This window comes from Pseudomonas sp. LH1G9, assembly GCF_002949975.1.
GTDB classification, from domain to species: Bacteria; Pseudomonadota; Gammaproteobacteria; order Pseudomonadales; family Pseudomonadaceae; genus Aquipseudomonas; species Aquipseudomonas veronii.
This window is the reverse complement of record NZ_CP026880.1, coordinates 5,113,559-5,132,009: the sequence shown is the minus strand read 5'-3', so window position 1 is coordinate 5,132,009 and position 18,451 is coordinate 5,113,559. Positions and strand designations below refer to the sequence as shown.

Annotated in this window: 18 protein-coding genes and 1 tRNA gene; 7 read left to right on the top strand and 12 right to left on the bottom strand. The window is 52.3% G+C overall.

Annotation, left to right across the window (positions count from 1 at the left end; translation table 11 throughout):
* Positions 1–215 precede the first annotated feature (215 nt).
* Complete coding sequence (locus C5F70_RS23650) at positions 216–671, top strand: hypothetical protein (protein WP_017848617.1); 456 nt, start codon at positions 216–218, stop codon at positions 669–671.
* 486 nt (positions 672–1,157) lie between these two features.
* On the opposite strand, the gene C5F70_RS23645 is transcribed toward C5F70_RS23650, so the two are convergent.
* Positions 1,158–1,292 (bottom strand): KTSC domain-containing protein, encoded by a 135-nt coding sequence (locus tag C5F70_RS23645; RefSeq protein WP_236447483.1) that lies wholly within the window; start codon positions 1,290–1,292, stop codon positions 1,158–1,160.
* 1,627 nt (positions 1,293–2,919) lie between these two features.
* Between C5F70_RS23645 and C5F70_RS23640 the strand changes: the two genes are divergently transcribed.
* The 6 genes from C5F70_RS23640 to C5F70_RS30685 all read left to right on the top strand — a co-directional run bounded on the left by C5F70_RS23640 (position 2,920) and on the right by C5F70_RS30685 (position 10,053).
* Positions 2,920–4,080: an AAA family ATPase gene (locus tag C5F70_RS23640; protein WP_218276633.1), complete on the top strand. Its 1,161-nt coding sequence runs from the start codon at positions 2,920–2,922 to the stop codon at positions 4,078–4,080.
* Between the two features lie 209 nt (positions 4,081–4,289).
* Positions 4,290–4,970, top strand: coding sequence for an HNH endonuclease (locus tag C5F70_RS23635; RefSeq protein WP_158683886.1), 681 nt, complete (start codon positions 4,290–4,292; stop codon positions 4,968–4,970).
* 335 nt (positions 4,971–5,305) lie between these two features.
* Positions 5,306–6,154: a Dam family site-specific DNA-(adenine-N6)-methyltransferase gene (locus C5F70_RS23630; RefSeq protein ID WP_158683885.1), complete on the top strand. Its 849-nt coding sequence runs from the start codon at positions 5,306–5,308 to the stop codon at positions 6,152–6,154.
* Positions 6,151–7,326, top strand: a complete 1,176-nt coding sequence (locus tag C5F70_RS23625; RefSeq protein WP_104904150.1) for a metallophosphoesterase — start codon at positions 6,151–6,153, stop codon at positions 7,324–7,326. The genes C5F70_RS23630 and C5F70_RS23625 overlap by 4 nt, the downstream gene beginning before the upstream one ends.
* Complete coding sequence (locus C5F70_RS23620; protein WP_158683884.1) at positions 7,319–9,112, top strand: hypothetical protein; 1,794 nt, start codon at positions 7,319–7,321, stop codon at positions 9,110–9,112. Before C5F70_RS23625 ends, C5F70_RS23620 begins: the two co-directional genes overlap by 8 nt.
* Before the next feature lie 2 nt (positions 9,113–9,114).
* Positions 9,115–10,053, top strand: a complete 939-nt coding sequence (locus tag C5F70_RS30685) for a hypothetical protein (protein WP_158683883.1) — start codon at positions 9,115–9,117, stop codon at positions 10,051–10,053.
* Positions 10,054–10,246: 193 nt separating this feature from the next.
* On the opposite strand, the gene C5F70_RS23610 is transcribed toward C5F70_RS30685, so the two are convergent.
* From C5F70_RS23610 to C5F70_RS23565, 11 genes are all read right to left on the bottom strand, one after another.
* Entirely contained in the window at positions 10,247–10,456 is a 210-nt protein-coding gene (locus C5F70_RS23610; RefSeq protein WP_227451530.1) for a hypothetical protein, read from the bottom strand.
* 62 nt (positions 10,457–10,518) lie between these two features.
* Positions 10,519–11,361, bottom strand: coding sequence for a chromosome segregation protein SMC (locus tag C5F70_RS23605; RefSeq protein WP_104904146.1), 843 nt, complete (start codon positions 11,359–11,361; stop codon positions 10,519–10,521).
* Positions 11,362–11,459: 98 nt separating this feature from the next.
* Positions 11,460–14,348, bottom strand: coding sequence for a DUF927 domain-containing protein (locus C5F70_RS23600; RefSeq protein WP_104904145.1), 2,889 nt, complete (start codon positions 14,346–14,348; stop codon positions 11,460–11,462).
* On the bottom strand, positions 14,345–14,617 hold the full coding sequence (locus C5F70_RS23595) for a DUF3077 domain-containing protein (RefSeq protein WP_104904144.1): 273 nt from the start codon (positions 14,615–14,617) through the stop codon (positions 14,345–14,347). Before C5F70_RS23595 ends, C5F70_RS23600 begins: the two co-directional genes overlap by 4 nt.
* On the bottom strand, positions 14,614–14,898 hold the full coding sequence (locus C5F70_RS23590) for a hypothetical protein (protein WP_104904143.1): 285 nt from the start codon (positions 14,896–14,898) through the stop codon (positions 14,614–14,616). The genes C5F70_RS23595 and C5F70_RS23590 overlap by 4 nt, the downstream gene beginning before the upstream one ends.
* Complete coding sequence (locus C5F70_RS30680; protein WP_158683882.1) at positions 14,895–15,380, bottom strand: hypothetical protein; 486 nt, start codon at positions 15,378–15,380, stop codon at positions 14,895–14,897. The genes C5F70_RS23590 and C5F70_RS30680 overlap by 4 nt, the downstream gene beginning before the upstream one ends.
* 47 nt (positions 15,381–15,427) lie before the next feature.
* Positions 15,428–15,733: a hypothetical protein gene (locus tag C5F70_RS23585; RefSeq protein WP_104904142.1), complete on the bottom strand. Its 306-nt coding sequence runs from the start codon at positions 15,731–15,733 to the stop codon at positions 15,428–15,430.
* Positions 15,730–15,990, bottom strand: a complete 261-nt coding sequence (locus tag C5F70_RS23580) for an AlpA family transcriptional regulator (protein WP_104904141.1) — start codon at positions 15,988–15,990, stop codon at positions 15,730–15,732. The genes C5F70_RS23585 and C5F70_RS23580 overlap by 4 nt, the downstream gene beginning before the upstream one ends.
* 92 nt (positions 15,991–16,082) lie before the next feature.
* Complete coding sequence (locus C5F70_RS23575) at positions 16,083–16,331, bottom strand: helix-turn-helix domain-containing protein (RefSeq protein WP_104904140.1); 249 nt, start codon at positions 16,329–16,331, stop codon at positions 16,083–16,085.
* A 489-nt stretch (positions 16,332–16,820) separates the two neighbouring features.
* Positions 16,821–18,056 carry a tyrosine-type recombinase/integrase gene (locus C5F70_RS23570; protein WP_104904139.1) on the bottom strand — a complete coding sequence of 412 codons (1,236 nt, stop codon included), beginning with the start codon at positions 18,054–18,056 and terminating at the stop codon, positions 16,821–16,823.
* 167 nt (positions 18,057–18,223) lie between these two features.
* Positions 18,224–18,300 (bottom strand) — tRNA-Arg (locus C5F70_RS23565).
* Between the last annotated feature and the right edge of the window lie 151 nt (positions 18,301–18,451).

Here is an 18,451-nt window from a genome sequence, read left to right as displayed (position 1 = left end):
GTTGTAGATGGCAAAGGGTGGCAGGGTGCTGATGGGATCTATCGACTGCCTTTCCCGTCGCCCGGCTGAGGACTGGCAAAAGCAAAGCACACGAAAAGGCCCCGCACTTGGCTCAAGTGTGGGGCCTTTTGATTTACTATTCGCACGCCGCCCGTTCCGGCGGCGCTCAGCCCAACGGCTACACTCCGAATTTAAAATGGAAGGATCCTCACGTCATGTCCGATAAGTTGTTCCGCACACTCGCCTTGTCCAGCCTGTTCGTACTCGCCAGCTGCACCACGGCAACGCCAACCGTATCGACGCCTGTCACCTCCAAGGCCATCGAAGCCTTCGTCGACATCTGCCTGAAGACTGCGCCCTCATTCGCAGGCTCGGCTGAAGCGGCCAAGCGGTTCGGCATCAACGACCTCCAGGACATGGGCTTCATGCGCCTCGGCTTCACCACAGACAAAAAACTCGGCGTGCAACTTTCTGAAAAGGAATGCGTCGTCACCACTCCGAATCAATCGGACGACAGCCTCACCCGCCAACTGCTGAGTGCCGCGCAGACTTACTCGCAAACGCCGGTAGCCGATCGTGTGCCATCGAAGGTGCGTATCCAGGACAACAACTTTATTCTTCAGCATGACCGCAAAGGCGGTGAAACGTATGTGCTATTGCGGAACAAGTAATTAGCACTTTTACCCTGCGCACGAAAAAAGCCCGCTTTGCGGGTTTTTTTATGTCGGGAATTTAACGAAAACGCCGTTATTAGACGCCACCTTCCGCTTGGGAATCGCTAGTGAAGAGACCTACCTTTTTCGGCTCGATGGGCTCACTGAATCGCCCTGGATTCTCTAGACACCTTTCGAGCTCCAGTTATAGGAATCTCAAAGCCTACAAATGGGCATATACGGCGGGAAGTTACAGGGGTAGACAGGGATGGATAGCCAGAAACAAGAAAGCCCGCACAAGGCGGGCTTCTTGGGATGTTTCGTAGACTGTCTGAGACAGCCAGAAACTAGTATGTGGTGCCCCGGCGTCGTTTGAACTGGGCGGTAAGATGCCCGGTTTATAAGGGTTCTTGTGGTGGTGTCTCGGTTAGGCATACACAGGGGCATACACGTCCCCCCGTGCTGGGTGTGCATCTGGCATGAAAGACGTCTGTATGCCCAGGTCTAGCACTGATACCGGTCCTTGATCATCCTATCGAAATAAGTACCTTTCGAGCCGGCCCCCATTAGGCCCTGATGGATGTTAGGTGGGACGCGGCAGTAGTCGTAAGTACGCCCTTGCTTGAACGTGATTTTCATCCTGCCTGTAGCTGGGTCATAGCCGACAGCTGTGATCGCCGTCGAGTTGACACGAACCATATCCATAGCGCTTTCCCTACCCCTGATTGATAACGTTCTCTGTTCTGATACTAGTCGGTGTTTCGTTCGGCGGTGCCATTGCGTCCGTGCAAAAGGCGGGCGGTGCTGAAAAGCTGCTGGGGACCCTGAGGTTTTTCTTTCAGTACGGGGCATGAAACCCGCGGGATCGAGTTAGTGGGAGGCATTGCAAGTTACTGAAATTTCAATCGTTGAAATTGAAAGGATCTTGAAGAAAAAGGGCCATCGTTACAGCTTCGGTAAAGGTGGCTGTATCTGTTGCTGATAGTGAACACCTGCATAGCGTCAACCACGGTAATGGGTGTCAACCACGTCAACCTGTCAACCAACTAAAAAAATCCAGCCGCTAACACGAACGCGCGGGTTCTATGCCCCGTGTCTATCCGAAATGGCCAGGGTCCCCAGCGGCTTTACGATTCATAGGGCAAATGCACTGGTGAACAGCAGTTCACCTGGTTCACCTGTTCACTAAGCTGGGCACCTTTCCGCTGACACGATCACGCGGGTTTCCTACCCCGTACCTTCAAGAATGCTTCAGGGTCCCCCTATCGAACCAAGGCCAAGACCAACCTCGCTTCGCTGGAGGAGCAATACTGATGGGGCTTGGGGGATACCCTAATAAAAGGGTGTTACTGATGTTACGCGTGTTACGACTGTCTATAAGCATATGATTTAAATAGCTTTTATGGCGTTACACGGTTGTAGCTGGTTTGCAGATGTGCGTGTTACATGCCAAATAGGTGTTACATCAACGACGGCCGTGAGAGGAGTGGATTGCGATGGTTAAGGCAAATGTCATGGAATAGAGGCCATTGGTTATAAGGTCCCCCCTACTGGCCTGACGCAATCGTGCACAGCGTCGGCTGTACGAAGAGGTATCTATGCACTTGGATATCGCTGGCTGAGACTGGAGGACTGCGGCCCAATATGGTAGTAGTGGCAAATCGATACTCTTAGATTGATTTGTGCCATGATCCGGGAAAACAAGGCTTAACCGGCGTAAGGCTTCGCGCAGGGGTTGCTTACATTAGGTATGTCGCGACGTGGAAGTCAGCCAGTAGTGCTTTGCCTTACCACTTAAGGTATTTGCCCTAGCACTGGATCGGAGTAAGAGCCGTGAATCGTTTGAGGTAAAAACGGATGTTTACTGTATTGGAAGTAGGGCAGCAGCTACCTCAGCACGGCACGAACTGCGCCTATCTGGTCGTCGACAATTGGGATGACTGGTTCAAATTTAGAACGATGTTCACGCTGTTCGTGTTTGATATGCGATCGACTAGACACAGGGTGGGGTCCGTCAAAATAGGTCAGGCGGGCTTGCTGCCCAGCTCTGGGGGGGGCAGATGCTCCGGCTGGCAGTCGGACCCCGGGGCTTCCTGGCGCCTTTGTTCAACTGGATGAGCATCAGTTCTTTTCTCTGGGACAGGATGAAGACTACTACTCAGCCCTTCGAGCTTTACCCAATGGGCAGGGCATTACAATCTTAAGGTCGCTGTGCGACTGCGCCTTTAATCTTGAAATCCTGGATCGGCACCTGCCCGAACTGGTCATGTCTGAGTCGATCTTGCGATCCATCCATGAGGCCAACGTTCGAAACCGTTTGAATCGACTTGCTAATGGAAACCCGGAGCTGACTCGGTTTGAATTCCAGTACACCTTTCCGCCTGCACCTGCGGAGCCGGACGGCTTACCTCCATTGCCACCCGCTGTAATGCAATTTCAGGTTATTCCGGATGTTGTACCTCCGACGAACCTGCACGTCCTGGTGGGACGTAATGGCGTTGGCAAGACGCGATGCATCCAAAGCATCATCAATACGCTTTTAGACCGTGATACCTCAGGTGCACCCAAGGGGATGTTGCATCGGCTGGGTGAGAACCACGATCAGTGGACCTTCTCTGGCTTGGTCTCGGTATCTTTCAGCGCCTTCGACTCATTCGAGCTGCCAGCGATTGGGCAACAGCGTACGCCAGCGACTTTCGTAGGACTGAGGACTCAGAAAAAGGACGATCAAGGGAATGTATTCGACGTGTTGAAGAGCGCTGTTGATCTAGCTGAGGACTTCGTTACAAGCCTTGAGCGCTGTCAGACTGAACCCCGTCGCACGCGCTGGCTCACCGCAGTCGCAACATTGTCTACGGATCCGCTCTTTGGCGAAACGGGGGTTGAACAACTGATCGAAGGCGGCTTTGAGTGGACGGAGAGAGCAATGCGCTTTTTCGGAAAGCTAAGCTCTGGCCACGCAATTGTGCTACTCACGACTACGCGCCTTGTTGAGCTGGTAGATGAGAAAACCCTCGTAGTTTTAGACGAGCCTGAGGGGCACCTGCATCCGCCGTTGCTGGCCGCATTTATACGCACCGTCGCTGATCTTTTGGTCTCGAGGAATGGCGTCGCTCTGTTATCGACTCACTCACCTGTGGTCTTGCAGGAAGTCCCGCGAAGCTGCGTTTGGATGCTGCGCAGGACTCGCACGCAATCTGCGGTTGAGAGGCCTTCTATTGAAACATTTGGGGAGAGCGCAGGGGTCCTAACTCGAGAGGTGTTCGGCCTGGAGGTCACCAACTCTGGCTTCCATAAGCTCGTCGCCAATATTGCTCGAAGGCCCGGTATAACCTATGCAGGTGTTGATCATCACTTTCGAGGGCAACTAGGGGTTGAGGCCCAGGCATTGGCCAGGAGTTTGGTCGCGGGTCGGGGCAACGGATGAAAAGACTCCGACCTCCAGTCATGCGGGCCTCTGATACGGTCCAGGCTTGTGTTGCTGGTATCACCATCCCGGAGCGCGCACTAGCTCTCACGGAGGCCTTACCGACGATTCAGAGTTGCGAAGCCGAGTATCTGGAGCTTGGGCCTGCCGGCCAGCTTTACCGAATACTCCCAAGCCCAGGTGTGACCTCTGCGATTGATGCTGCACTCATGGGCGTCATTTACAAGAACCATTTTGCACGCCAGGGCTCGCCATCACGGGCACTCTATGACCGTATCAAGATGGCTCCCGAATTCGGCCTCTGCCCGATGTGCGGGCAGCGAATCGTTGCGACAGTTGACCACTATCTTCCCCAGTCCCGTTTTCCCACGCTGAATCTTACGCCTGCCAACCTAATTCCTGCCTGCTCGGACTGCAATAAGCGCAAGCTGGCCAGCGTTCCCTCAAGGGCAGAGGATCAGACCCTGCACCCATACTTCGATGACCTTGGCAATGAGCGCTGGCTGATTGCGGATATTCAACCCTCTATGCCTCCCACTGTGTCATTCGGTATTCGCGCGGCCGGAACTTGGGGTGAGGTGCTCACAGCGCGAGTCAGAAATCACTTCGATGTGATGGGCCTAGCCGACCTTTTCGTCGCCCAGGCCGCGAGTGAGCTGGCAGACATGTCTTATGGGCTCGAACAAATCGGTGCCACAGCTGGGCCGTTAGGGATTCGTCAGCACTTGGAGATTCAGTTCTGGTCATGCCAAGCGCGGGACGCAAACTCTTGGAAAACCGCGTTGTACGAAGGGCTCCGAAACTCGGATTGGTTCTGTGAAGAAGGGTATGGGCTGATACGCAACCGCCATCCCTCAAATGAAGCCCCTATGGCGCATATCCTCCTGTAATCAAGGCAAGTTGCGGGAGCTGGAGCGCTCTAGAGCGTATATCTTGAGCAAGCAGGTTCGCATGTACACTTTAACGAGAGTCTCTTATGGGTCGAGCTTGGCTGGTTACGACATGGCGCCATTGGCAGGAAAAAGCCAATCATGAACGGCTGCTTTCGGTCAGAAGTGGACGCTCAGGAAGGCCTGGAAGCTTTTCGAAGATTTGGAGCTACTCAAACCAGATAAAGTTGAGATTAATACGCCCTGGCGACCATCACCAACCCAGTACAGCTAGTCGAGCGACCGCGTATACAGTAGAATCCAGAAAATTTCACTATTATCTAATATAAATGAAAATGGCCAACGCAGAATATAAAGAAGAAATTGCAAGGCGGCCATTAGAGCCCCTAATAAGATGGGCGGGAAGTAAGAAAAAATTAATTCCCCTGCTCAAAGCGAATATACCAAAAACGTTCAATAAGTATATTGAACCATTTTGTGGTTCGGCATGCCTCTATTTCAGCCTTCGCCCCGCTAAAGCCGTTCTTAGCGACATTAATAAAGAACTAATAATAAGCTACAAAACGGTAAAAAAAGACTCAAAAAAGATCACTGAAAGACTTCTAGGTGTTGAAAAGTGCAAAATTGAGTATCTCAGGCTACGAGAGTTAGATCCGAGTACTCTTGATGAGGTCGAAAGATCTTATCGATTTATTTATTTAAATAGATTTTGCTTTAACGGCGTATATCGAACGAACAGGGAGGGGAAATTTAATGTCCCCATGGGAACCAAAACAGGAAATCTTCCAACCCCTGCAAAAATCTCAAATTGCGCAAATGCCCTAAAGGGCGCCAGTCTTATTTATGGCGATTTCAAGAAAACCTTAAAGTATGTTGAGCAAGGCGACTTTGTATATATTGACCCTCCATACACAAAGGAGGGCGCAAAAAATAGAGGGGAATATGGCCATGGGTCTTTTGACTACCAAGATATACCAACACTTATAACTTATCTGGAAAAAATTGATGAAAAAGGCGCTTTCTTTCTTTTGTCGTACAGCTGTGATAGCGCTCTATTAGATTTGCTGCCAAGCAGATGGAATAAGCTCGAGCTTAGTGTAAACAGGCATGTTGCTGGATTTAAGCAGCACCGCAGCATAGCGAAAGAAGTATTAGTTGCAAACTACGAGCTTGCATCGCTATGACCAAGATAACTATAGCCGTTCTAAGCGATCTTCATCCTACAGTATCTTCTGATCAGAAAAAATCACATCTGCATATAGATACTGAAGAAAATGAAGCATTTCATCCAGTCAGTGGTATTAGAAAACTAGCAGAAAGTTATTCGCTCAAAGTAGATGTCGTTGTATGTCCTGGAGATTTTGGGAATAGATCTGATCAGGCGAGCATAAAATATGGCTGGCAAAGCATACATAAGATCAAGGAGTACTTGTGCGCAAGCGCCGTCATTACCTCGCCGGGGAATCATGATCATGATTCAAGAGGGACACAAGTAGATTTCGACCCAAAATATTTCCTGCAAAGCCTTGAGCCAGGTTTTCCATTCTCTGAACATGATAAGAACACACACTTCTGGGCATGGCACTGGGCTGAGTCGAAACTTGATAAGTGTAGATTTATTGTGTTGAACACTAGTGCATACCATGGCATAAAAGAGGAATTTGGCCATGGAAGAGTAGCTCCGCGAACTGTTGAAATGATAGCGGAATATGTTAGTCACAACAAAAACCCAATAAACGTATTGGTATGCCATCACCACCCCGTTAGAAATGAAGATATTCAGGGTGATTATGAGTCAATGGTCAACGGGGAGCTATTATTAAGCAAGCTAGATAGCTCGAACTCCGGACCTTGGCTAATTATACATGGCCACAAACACTTCCCCAAAATATTCTATGCACAGGGGACTTCCGATTCGCCAGTAATATTCTCGGCTGCTAGTTTCTCAGCTTACTTGCATCAAGAAATATCAGCCCGGGTTGGAAATCAATTCCATATTATTGAAATTGATGTTGAGAAGACTAATGACGAAGGCCATTGCCACGGGACATTCAAAACTTGGGACTGGTCGAACGGCATAGGCTGGATACCGGCACCTGATGAAAAGGGCTTGCCACATCAAGGTGGTTTTGGCCATCGGGCGTCTTCCACGAAGATCGCTACTGAGCTTGCAAAGCTCCTCACTAGCCAAAAACTTGCCCAGCAAGATGACATTTATAACCATTATCAAGATTTGATATACGTCACCCCACTTGACCTCCAGAAAGTTAAAGAAAAGCTTAGAGTAAGCCATAATATAACCATAGAAATAACAAAGGGAAAGATCACTTCGATGGGGATTTCTGCAGATGACTGAGTCAATTACTAACCAAGCACCATCTGCCTTCGACTCCTTTAACGCCAGGAACCTACGACCTGAACAGGTAGCAAAGACATTTGTTCCGTCTGAGTACTATAAGAAAATTTCCAAAAAACGCCACAGCGTGGTTTTGGGACCCCGCGGAAGTGGCAAAACTACACTATTTAAAATGTTAGAATGTCGAGCTCAAGACATATGGATTGAGAGCAAGAAAAATCTAACAGACATCGATTTTTGTGCTGTTTTTATACCCACCGACCGCCTTTGGAATGAGCAGGTTGAAACTCTGACTGGTCTCGGCTTCACAAGCGAACATTCTGAGATATTTACCTCTTCTCTTTTTTGTGCTCAGGTTCTTCATAGGTTAGCCGAGTGCATAAAGTACAGATGCCGAGAATCTTCCTCCACTAACTGGAAGATTGAAATAAGTAACAATGAAGAGTATGAGCTTGTAAAAGAGATCTCGAGAGGCTGGCGTGTTAAGCCATCGACGTACACGTTTAATTCTCTCATTTCAGAACTTGCTTCCAGAAAATGTGAAATTCCGGCCTTTATTGCAAAGGAGCGCATTTTGGGAGAAGAAGGTAGAGTATCAAGAATTGCTGATCAAGAATTTTTCTTCTTAGATTTCTTGAGGGCTACTGAGACCTTTATTGATATAGTAAACAGCTTTGCCAAGCAGGATAACCAAACTTGGGCCTTATTATTTGACGAGCTTGAAATTGCACCGGCATCGATAGTTAAACGACTGATGGAGTCAATGCGTGGCGGTGGAGATAAGATCTTATTAAAACTATCTCTAGCTCCGTATAACCCAAATTTCGACATTGAAAGTAATATTTTCTCTGCCACAGACGGGAACGACTTCGATCTCATCCCGCTTTGGAGTGCAAAAAAAACCAGCGAAGCTAGAAAGTTTTGTATAGACCTGCTTGATTCCATGCTCACCGAGAAAGGGATAGTCAATACCACAGCTGAGCAAATATTCGGGAAATCTGAGCTTGATGGCTACGATGAAATACTCGATGGAATTGCTCGAGAGCAAGATGATGAGGCGTCTATAAATTATCTACTGGAAAATAATATTAGAGCCTCTGACCTAGTGCAGCTTAAAGGTATAAAAAGAGCTCAGCATTTACGGAAGGCGATCCCTATACTTCGCGCTCGCTATGAATTCCTGAGGGAAGGGACTGATGGCCAGCGTAGTCGAAAGTCCATTCCCACAATGTATTCCGGTGCGAACGCTCTTTTTGATATGGTCGAAGCTAATCCACGGTGGTTTATTGGGGTATTTGAACCTCTTATTGCAGAATACATTGCCAACAAGAAAAGTGTTCCACGCAAAAGGCAAGTAATCGAGATTGAGAAAGCTGCTGCGAAGTTTCTTTCGCTTTTGAAAACCATTCCCTGTCCAATTAAGTCCTCCTCTATTTCCGCCGTAGGGGTCGATAAAGCAATTGATACCATTGGTAACTATTTTAAATCTGAGGTCCTGGGTGAAAAGTTAATCATAGAGCCTGCAGGTTCTTTTGTTGTAGATAGCGATCTCTCACCCGAACTCAAGAAGAGCCTGGGTGCAGCTCTCAATGCGGGAGCAATAGTGCTAGCCAGCACACTTACCGAGGCCACATTCCTAAGAAGCTTGGACAATCAGAGATTCCGTATTTGCTACTTGTTGGCTCCAAAATACAGAATTCCGCTACAACTCATGAAAGATGTAAAGCTCAAACGAATCCTCTCGCTAAGCGAGACATCCCAGCAAGCAGATTTGGTATTTGGCTGATCATGACTATACTCATATCTAATTTGAAAAGTGTTGAAAATATCGCCTATGATCTATTCATAAGCTCATATGGGTATGAGTCCAGATGCACTGCCGTTGTCAAAAAGTTCAAAATAACAGCCTCTAAAAAGGTCGCCCTTGGATTCAACTTTGGACATGTGCTCGCTCATGTTAAATCTAGTGCTTTCTACAAAGACGCTCAATGGGAACTGACCGAGCTTAGCGATGATAGGTTTGACGCTCATATCGAGCATCTTCTTGCTGAGTCCAACCCTACTAAGATTCTCATTGATATTTCATCTTTTTCAAGGCTTAGAATTGCCAAGTTGGTTTGGGCGATATACGGCTTTTCCAAGAAAAACTCAAGCCAGTTGGAAGTTGATGTCGCCTATTCAGTGGCGAAGTACACTGCTCCTTCTTCGGATTTCCCGCCAATAACAAATGTGGGGCCGATAACTTTATCCCTGGCGGGGTGGCCTAGCGATCCAAGCAAGCCCATTTCTTGTCTGATTGGACTTGGTTATGATGAAGGGCGCGCGATTGGTGCTGCAGAGTATTTAGAAGCGGCCCAGCTTTGGTTGTTTAGGCCGGTCGGTTTTGATAAACGTTTTCTTGCATCTCTCAACAAAGCAAATCAAACCCTCATAGAAAAAACCGGGGCCAGCCGAGTAATAGATTACCGGCTGGATGATCCAGTTAGTACATATATGCAGATTCATTCATTGCTATGGGGGCTTAAAAGCGAGACTCGCCCACTTATGCTTCCCTTCGGGCCGAAAATATTTACTGCTATAACTTGCGCTGCCGCTATAAACTTCTTTCCCGATATTTCGGTCTGGCGAGTGAGTTCCGGCGAACTTGAAAGCCCTGTTGATAGGGTTGCATCTGGTGAAACCGCTTTGGCACGATTTTCTTGCCAACCACCTCAATCTAAATCTTGAGTGGAATCAATGTATTCGACTTTTCTGGGTGAGGGGTGAATCGCCCCGAATTCGCAGGCGCTCAATGCCCGCTTCTGGCCGAGAACTGTCATACGCCCACGGCCCTATAGATTAATATCCGAAAGGATCCGAACCCTTGCTTGTAAGGGTAGTGTCCAACGAAGCGGAAGCTGCATGGGCTTCCGCATCTTTATCACCCTCCCTTTCTCTTGAGTTGAAGGTCAATGAAGTCAAGCTCTGCCTTGATTGCATCAATTGTGAGCGTCTCAACTTTAGTGTCAGTGTTTGCCCTTGCGTTGAGCTTTTTCACGCCCGCCATGCCGGCAATTATTCCGTTCAAATGCAGCTTTCGGGCCTTTAGGTAATCAGGCATCTGTGCGCTGTTCTGTGGTGCTTTGTTCATAGTTAGACCGATGGTAGGCCCGAAGCTGCCGGCCTCGCCGGTTGCTTCGGGGAAGGTTTAGGCTAGGCCGCCAATAGGTCAAGCAGACTGTGTTGCTTTGAGCGATCCACGAGTTCTTGCCAGGTCCAGCTTCCGAAGTTTTCGCCCTGTTCAGGGATGTCTAGCTTCATGAGTGCAACTGGGTCTCGATTAATCAGGTCGCGTGCAGCCCACAGCTTGCCGCCGGTCTCCAGCAGTGCTTTCGCTGCCTCATTCCATTGTTCTTCTAACACTGTGTTTGCCAGGTGAGCCGCTTTGTTCTCGATCTTGGCGCGTTCCTTTTGTGCCTCCGTGATGTGCAGATCAATCGTCACGAGTTCCTGCTCCAGCGCCGTGATGAGCAACTGTTGGCGGCGGTGATGCTCAACCGCCGCCGTAAGGTTTTTTGCTGCCTTTTGAGCTTCGGCGTTTGCCGCTTTCTCGCCTTCCACATCGCCCCAGGCGACAGCCTGCGCATAAGCGGTGGCTGCGTCCGTTTCAGCTTGTCGAGCCTTTGCCATGTCTTCCTGATCGCTCTGGCGAACTTGCTGCAACCTGGTCTCGATGCTGCTGCGCTTTTCGTTAAGCTCCATCTCGTCGGCTTTCCAGTTCGCAATGCCGCTGAGGTAACCCGCAGCCAAGCTCTCACGGTTCGCCAGAGCCTCGAGGCGATCGATTTTTTGATTCAGGCGATAGACCTCATGATCTCGTGAGTCGATGCGTCTTTTGTGATCGTTGATTTCATTTTGCACTGCCCGTTGACGGCCTTGCTGGATAATCTCCGGGCTTTCCAGCGCTTCTTCGAACGGCGCCAGGTCGCGCTGAATGCTCTCCATTTCGAGGGTCAGTGTGTCGCGGCGGTCTTTCAGTTCTTGGATAGTGTTCATCTGTATTGTCTCTGGGTACTGCGGTTGATAGGGATGGTTGTCCAACGGCTGGCGAGGCCGGTAATGAGCCGGCGCTACCTCGATCAGCAGGCATGCCGTCAGGCGGCCTTGGCCTCGCCTTCATCCGTTCCTGGAACCGTCTTCACCACATAGCAGCGTTGAGGCCCTAATCCGGGCAGGCGGATCAAGCTGTACGCCTTGCCGTCACTTCCCGGCTCAAGCACGCCCCGTTGCAGCAACTCCTTGTTCACCGCGCTGATGTTCATGCCCTTAAAAATCTCGGCCCTCCAGGCTTCAGGCAGCACGTAGTAGGTGTTGGTGGTGTGCAGGGCATCGCCCATGCCGTGTTCCAGGGTCTTGCGAAAGCCCAACCGATCAATCGTGCGTGGGCCGTGTTCATCGATCTTGGCGGCGGCAGATTCCCAACGGGTGAAGCGGCTTTCTCCAAAGCGCTCGATGACCTGGCGCAGCCGCGCCACAATCGCATCCCCCTCAAAGTTACCGGCGCCGCCACGTTCGGCCAGCCACGCATGCAGGCAAACCCGTGCAGCAGTCGTGGCCGTACCATCAGGCCAACCGGTGACGCCGAAGGCTGTGGCCAACTCTCCGGCCGCTGCTGCGAGGCCAAAGCGAAGGGCTGCACGCTGGGCCTGTCCACTGGCCGAGGCGGGCAGGTTTTGGGTGATGAACTGTTCTACCGTGCGGCGAACGATCACCGACCACCTGAGCATTTCTCCAGGCGCACACAGTGCGTGCAGGAAGGCGGTGAGGGGTGTGCCGTAGTATTTTGCTACACGGGCCTTGAGCGCATCAGAGAGGGCAGCAGCATCCTCAAAACCGTTCAGCACATCGAACATGCCGAGACCTTTGCTCGCATCCGCAGGCACGGCGAGCATGCGCACCTCCATACCGGCTTTCAGCTCCTTGTTTGCATCCGCCATGTGCTGCGCCAACGTCTTCTCGCCGGTCGAGAGAAACAGCAAGCGCCACTCCTGCACCTGTCGGCCCGCTTGTCCTCGATCATTCGCCCGGGCTTTGCCGGTGCCATTGCCGAGCATGTACACCGTTTCCCCAATGATTCTTGGGTCACACATGCCGATTTCATCCAGCACCAGGAGACCGTCTGAGTGGGCTGCGGCGATGGACTCCAGGGCGTTATCCGTCGATCGCCATGAGCGCACCAGACGCGGCCCGCCATAGACCGAGGCGGCGACTTGCAAGTGTGTGGTCTTGCCCCCGGAGCTGTCGCCGTAGAGGTGGAAGCCGCCCGACTCATGCCCAAGCAGGTTCAGCAGAGGCCCCGCGAAGGCCACAGAGACGACAAACGCCAAGCGGTGATTACCAACGCACAGCGCGCCGATTTGCTGCTGCCATTGCTCCAGAGAACCCGCCTCGCTGATCGGCGGCAACTGCGCACCAGCCTCGTAAAAATGCAGGTGTTCTGCGTGCGAGCCGATCTGTTGTTCGGGCAATAGGAACGCATTGTCGTGCCAGCCCAAGCGCGTCACCAATCGTGCGCGCTGGGCGCTATCGAAGCCGCCAAGGTAACTCTGCAGGTCATTGCGTGCGTTGCGCCCTGATCGGCTTCCGGCTAGGCGCAAGCCCATGTCTACCAGGGGGCCGAGTACATCCTTGCCGAAGTCGCCGGTCATGGTTCTGGCCGGAATGTTCCAGCGCTTTTTGGCACCGTCCGGGTCGTCGAACTCGACCAACAACCCCCAGTTGTGGCCCTTGTCGTCGCGAGTGCGGGCGATGATTTCGAGAGGCGAACATACAGGACGCGCCTCGCCATCATCGCCGGAATAAAACACCCCTTCAGGCGTCAGCCGAAAGCCGCCCGGCAACAGATCATTTTTCGATTTCGCAGGGCGTTTGGCGGGTGCCTTGGTCTTTGGTTCTTGAGGCTCGGTGGGCTCAGTAACACTGCCGAAAAACTCGCCGTTGCGCACCAGCTCGGCGACGTGGCCTGTGGTCCAACCTTTGGCTAACGCATCCGCTGCATCATCGCCATCCGCCCATTTGCCACCCTTGATAAATGTCGGCTTGCCACCTTTGCTGCTGGGCTTGAGCTTGAACACGTCGAGCGAGATTCGTTGTACTGAAGCGGCGCCCAGCTCAATCAGCTTGAGCTCGATGGCTTCCATGCAGGTCTTGCCGCTGGCGTCGTTATCCGGCCACAGCACCACAGCGCGTCCTTTGAGTGACGTCAGGTCGGCCTTGTGCCAAGAGTTGGAGCCGTTCGGCCAGCAGGTGGCGACGTAGTCTGGCATCAGTTCAGCAGCGGCATCAGCGGCCTTTTCGCCTTCACACAACACCACGGGTGCATCGGCGCGCTGTGCCAGCTCATCCAGGCGCAGCAATGGTCGAGGTTCTGGCAACCCTTGCCAGCGCCATTGCGTGGTTTGCCCATTGGAACGCTTGCACCAGGTCAACGGCGCAAAGACTTTTCGCGGCTTGCCGTCTTCATCGGGGCCCAGGTCGAAACGATACAGCGCCATGACCGGCCGGCCCTGATCATCCCGATAGATCCACACCTTGGACGGAGCACCATGTTGCCGGTGTTTGGCTGGGCACTTGTTCATGGCCTCGGTCGGGATCGGCTGAATTGCGATCCACTCCGGCGTTGCGCTCTTGGCCGGTGCGCTTTTGGTGATCGCAGAGTCTGCGGAAACACTCAGCAGATCCGCCAGCTTTTTGCAGGCCTCAACATCGGTGCCGCCATTGATGTAACGCACCAGGTCGATCAGGTCGCCGCCCTTATCGCCAGTGGCAAAATCCGCCCAGGTGCCTTTGCTCAAATTGACCTTGAGTGAGCCCGCACGTTTGTCCGTGCGTGTGGGATTCGGTGCGGTGTATTCCTTGCCGCCATCAACACGTTTGCCGTTCGGCAGCCAGTGAGTAAGGACGCGGTCGATGTTCTTCAGGGCAGCGCTTTTTACGTCAGCAAAGCTGGGGCGTTTTGAGGTGTTGCCGGTGCGCTGAGTCATAGTGTGGTCCTCGACTCAAGCAACGCCTCGTTCACGTCGTCGATCAGCGCCTTAGCCATCTCGCCGAGGTAGAACGCAGGCCAACTAAAACGCTCGCCCGCATCGCTGATGGCGGCGTCGAGGATCAGTTGATTGGCGTGGTGCAGAATCTGGGAGACGGCTTCAAGTGCGTCCTCCAGCGGGATACCGGCATTTACCCGAAAAAGGTTTTGGCCGTTACCGTTGGCAGGGGAAAACTCGGAGCGTCCACGCGTGCTGGAGTGGGTCACAGCGCACCGCCTTTCTGGCCCATCGGCACAGAGGAGGCATCACCGTACATGGCGAGTGTTTTGATCAAGCCCAAGGTGCCGCGCACGTCCCAAATAACGGACGACAGCACGTGGTTGGAAAGTAGGGGTTTATCGCCGTCTAAGTGATCTTCCAGCAGCATGAGAACTGAATTGGCACGGTCGAGGGCACAGGTGATGGCGTCGATAGGCAAGCCAGCTTCGGCGTCCTGGCTGACGCAGAGTAGATCTTCGGGGAGTGCAAAGCCTGGGAGCATGCTCATTGGGCACCCCCTGCGGCTTCCAGGGCGCGAGCCTTGGACATATGGGCGTTGTAACGGGAGAGGCGTGTAGCGAGGCTGGAGTTGGCATGTAAAGCGGCGAGAGCCATTGCTCGATGAGCAGCGGCGCGAATTTTGGACGGATTGAGGGCGTGTTTCATCTGTGTAGCTCCTTGATTTGAGGAGCTGCCACGTTCGTTACCAAGCGAATGGGTGGCAGCTGTGCGCAGGTTGGTAAACCGGGAATCAAGGAACCCGGCAGGCACGAATGCCTCCCACGCACAGCCGCCATAACACGTAACTGCGGGCACAAAAAAAGCGCCTGCAATCGTAATGGGGGCGCTGTTGCGCCTTGATTTCGTCGGGTTACCAAGCCCGTTCGCTGAATTTGCAGCGACTACCAGAGAGTAACGTCCGTTTTTTGAAAGCGCAACCGTGCGGATCACTTGCGGATTTTTTCGGTGGGGAATAAATTGCTCAGGCATGCAGATTTACCTCAACGCCTCCGGTTGCCGCCGGAGGCGTTTTCGTTTCAGGCATTGGCTTCCCAGCGCAGGGAGAGCAGTGGGAGGAAGTCGCCGTCGAGGCAAGATCGTGCATCTTCGTAAGCGTCGATTTGTTGCCCTTCATCCACGATCACTGCACGCGGGGCTTCGCTGGGTACTGAAAGTGCACACCAAGTGCCGTCGGCCCATTGCATGACTACAACTACTCGATTCAGGCGTTTTTGTTGCGTTCTGTGAAGCTCAAAACGTTGCATCCACCGCGACGAGAAACCGACTTTTCTGAGTACAGAGAAGGGCTGCAAAATGGCCTTATTAGCGACACGGTTCGTCATGCCGCCACCCGGTCGCGGGCCGCGATACGCGCACGCGTCCAATTCAAAATTTCGGCTAATACCCAAGCGACCGGAGCCCCACGTGCATTGCTGTCGGTGAGCTTCACGGCTTGCGGAAAGCCGCTCTCTGGCTGGCTCATAAGTTTGTAAACCGTTGCGCGGCCGATACCTGTCAGGGCCATGACTTGAGTGATGCGTATCAGCGTGGCGGCCGGATCGAACTGTCCCATTTCCGTATGAGGCGCGATGATCGGCATGTATGCGGATCCGCTAGGGGCTTTTTGGTGACTTTCTCGTGGAGCGGAGGGAGCAAGCCCCACGACTTTTGCAGATTGCTTTGGGGCGCTCATCAGGTCCTGTCTCCAGCGTTTTTTGCAGGTGAGCACACTCGGCTTTCAAGCCACGCGACCACGTCTTGGGAGCGATAACGAACCCGAGACCCGGTTTTGACGTAGGGAAGTGAGTTGCTGCGAGAACTTCGCCAGGCGGCGAGCGTTCGGCTGGATAGACCTAGGGCGGTAGCGACTTGGTCGGTAGTCAGTAAATCGACGGGATTAAGAGAGGTGGCAGAAGGTTCTAAAGTGTCGTGGCGCGTCATAGGGGAGTTTCCTGTCGTAGTTTGTACAGGCCCCAGCTATGTAAACGATTTTCTATTTTTTTAAAGTTATATTTTTACGTTTTTCGACGCATTTTTCTCGATTAACCCAAACAAAATTGGCAAGATCGCTGCAAAGTTTTTGACTTTATGGAATTTGTCCCACTTGTCCTACTGGTTTTTCATACAGTAAAAAATCGAAAATAGAAGATTGCGAGCTGTCTGTATCAGACGAACGGTAGTTCCCCGAGCCCCTTCTGGTAGTCCGATGACAGCGGCGCCTCCTCAGTGTGTGGCGACCAATAAGGGATGGCCGCCAGAGGTTTCGGGCGCCTTAGGCGTAACACGCTTTTGACGCGTAACACGTGGTGTACGAACGTCTTCGAATACGTGTTACACGATTATTATTTAATAAAATCAATTAGTTGGTCGATTACGTAACTCGCGTAACACCAGTAACACCGATTTTTGATGGGTGTGGGGTTGGCGTGTTCAACCCGCCTTTCCAAACTGTCCCTGAATAATGTTGCCATCTACTAGCTCATCCAGATGATCTGCGTACCACTGCATCATCACTCTGCGCTGAGGCAGGTAAACCGCCTTGTTGTACACCCCTGCAATTCCTTCCTTTGCGTGAGAGAGCTGGGCCTCAATGTGATTCTCATCGAAACCCTGCTCATTGAGTATGGTGCTCGCGATGTGACGAAAGCCGTGGCCTGTTTGCCGACCGGCATATCCCAGTCGGCGGAGCGCCATTAGAAAGACGGTGTTACTACGGGGGATTGTCCTGTCTTTCCTGCCTGGAAATAGGAGAGGGTACGCACCTGTCAGTGTTCGTAACTCAGTGAGCGCTTCGATTGCCTGCCGAGAGAGAGGCACCACATGTTCGCGACGACGTTTCATTCGCTCGGCTGGGATCGTCCATAGCTTTTTGGAGAGATCGATTTCTGACCAGCGTGCTTCTCGGATCTCGCTCGGGCGCGATGCTAATAAGGAAAGCAAGCGAAGCCCTATACGAACGTCCTTTGCGTGAGGGTAGGAGTTGATCGCTCGAAGTAGCGCAGGCAGTTCTTCAATCGAAACGTGTGCATAGTTTTCAGCGCTACGTGATTGCAGGAATTTGCTGAGACCTTCAAGGGGGTTGTGGACGGCTCGTCCTGTTACGCGGGCCAGGTCATAGATCTCTTTGCAAAAGGCACGAACTCGGCCCATTTGTTCAATGATCCCCTTCTGCTCCATGCCGCGTAGAAACTCCATCCATTCCAGGGGCAATATTTCTGTGTACACGCGTTTGCCGAAGACGGGGAACACGTGAAGCTCAAGTGCGCCAAGTACTCGTCGAGACGTACCTGATTCCCAGCTTGTGCGTCTGGCCTCAAACCACTCGCGGCCTAAAGCTTCAAAGGTGTTGTTGGCAGCTACCTGGTCTGCAACTTTGCGAACTTGCTTGCTCACCAAAGGATTTTTGCCGGTCGACGCGTCTTCCCGCAGTTGAGCTGCTTTCTGTCTCGCCAATGAGCCACTGATTTCCGGGTAGCCGCCGAGACCCAGCCAAGACCATTTTCCATCTGGCTTTTTGTAACGCAGCTCCCATGATTTCTGCCCGTTAGGTTTCACCCGGAAGTACAGGCCATTCCCGTCCTGCTCCCGATACGTCGTGTGCTCAGGCTCCAGGCCCGCAAGAGTGGTGTCTGCTAAGGGGCGGCGTTTGATTTCAGTGCGCTTCACTTCCTGTATGCCTCCAGTTATAGGAATCTCAAAGCATACACGTGGGCATACACGGCGGGAAGTTATAGGGGTAGACAGGGACGGATAGCCAGAAACAAGAAAGCCCGCACAGGGCGGGCTTCTTGGGGTGTTTCGTAGACTGTCTGAGACAGCCAGAAACTGGTATGTGGTGCACCCGGCGGGATTCGAACCCACGACCCCTGCCTTCGGAGGGCAGTACTCTATCCAGCTGAGCTACGGATGCTTGTGCGGGCGACATCATACCCATGTCGACCTTGGGCGTCCATGCTGGTTTTTGGCTGCTGGCGGGTGGGAATTGTCTGTGTTGGGGCCTTGCGTCGGGCGCTGTGGCTCGGTGGTGGGGCGCGGGGCTTGAGGTCGTTGATCTGATAAAT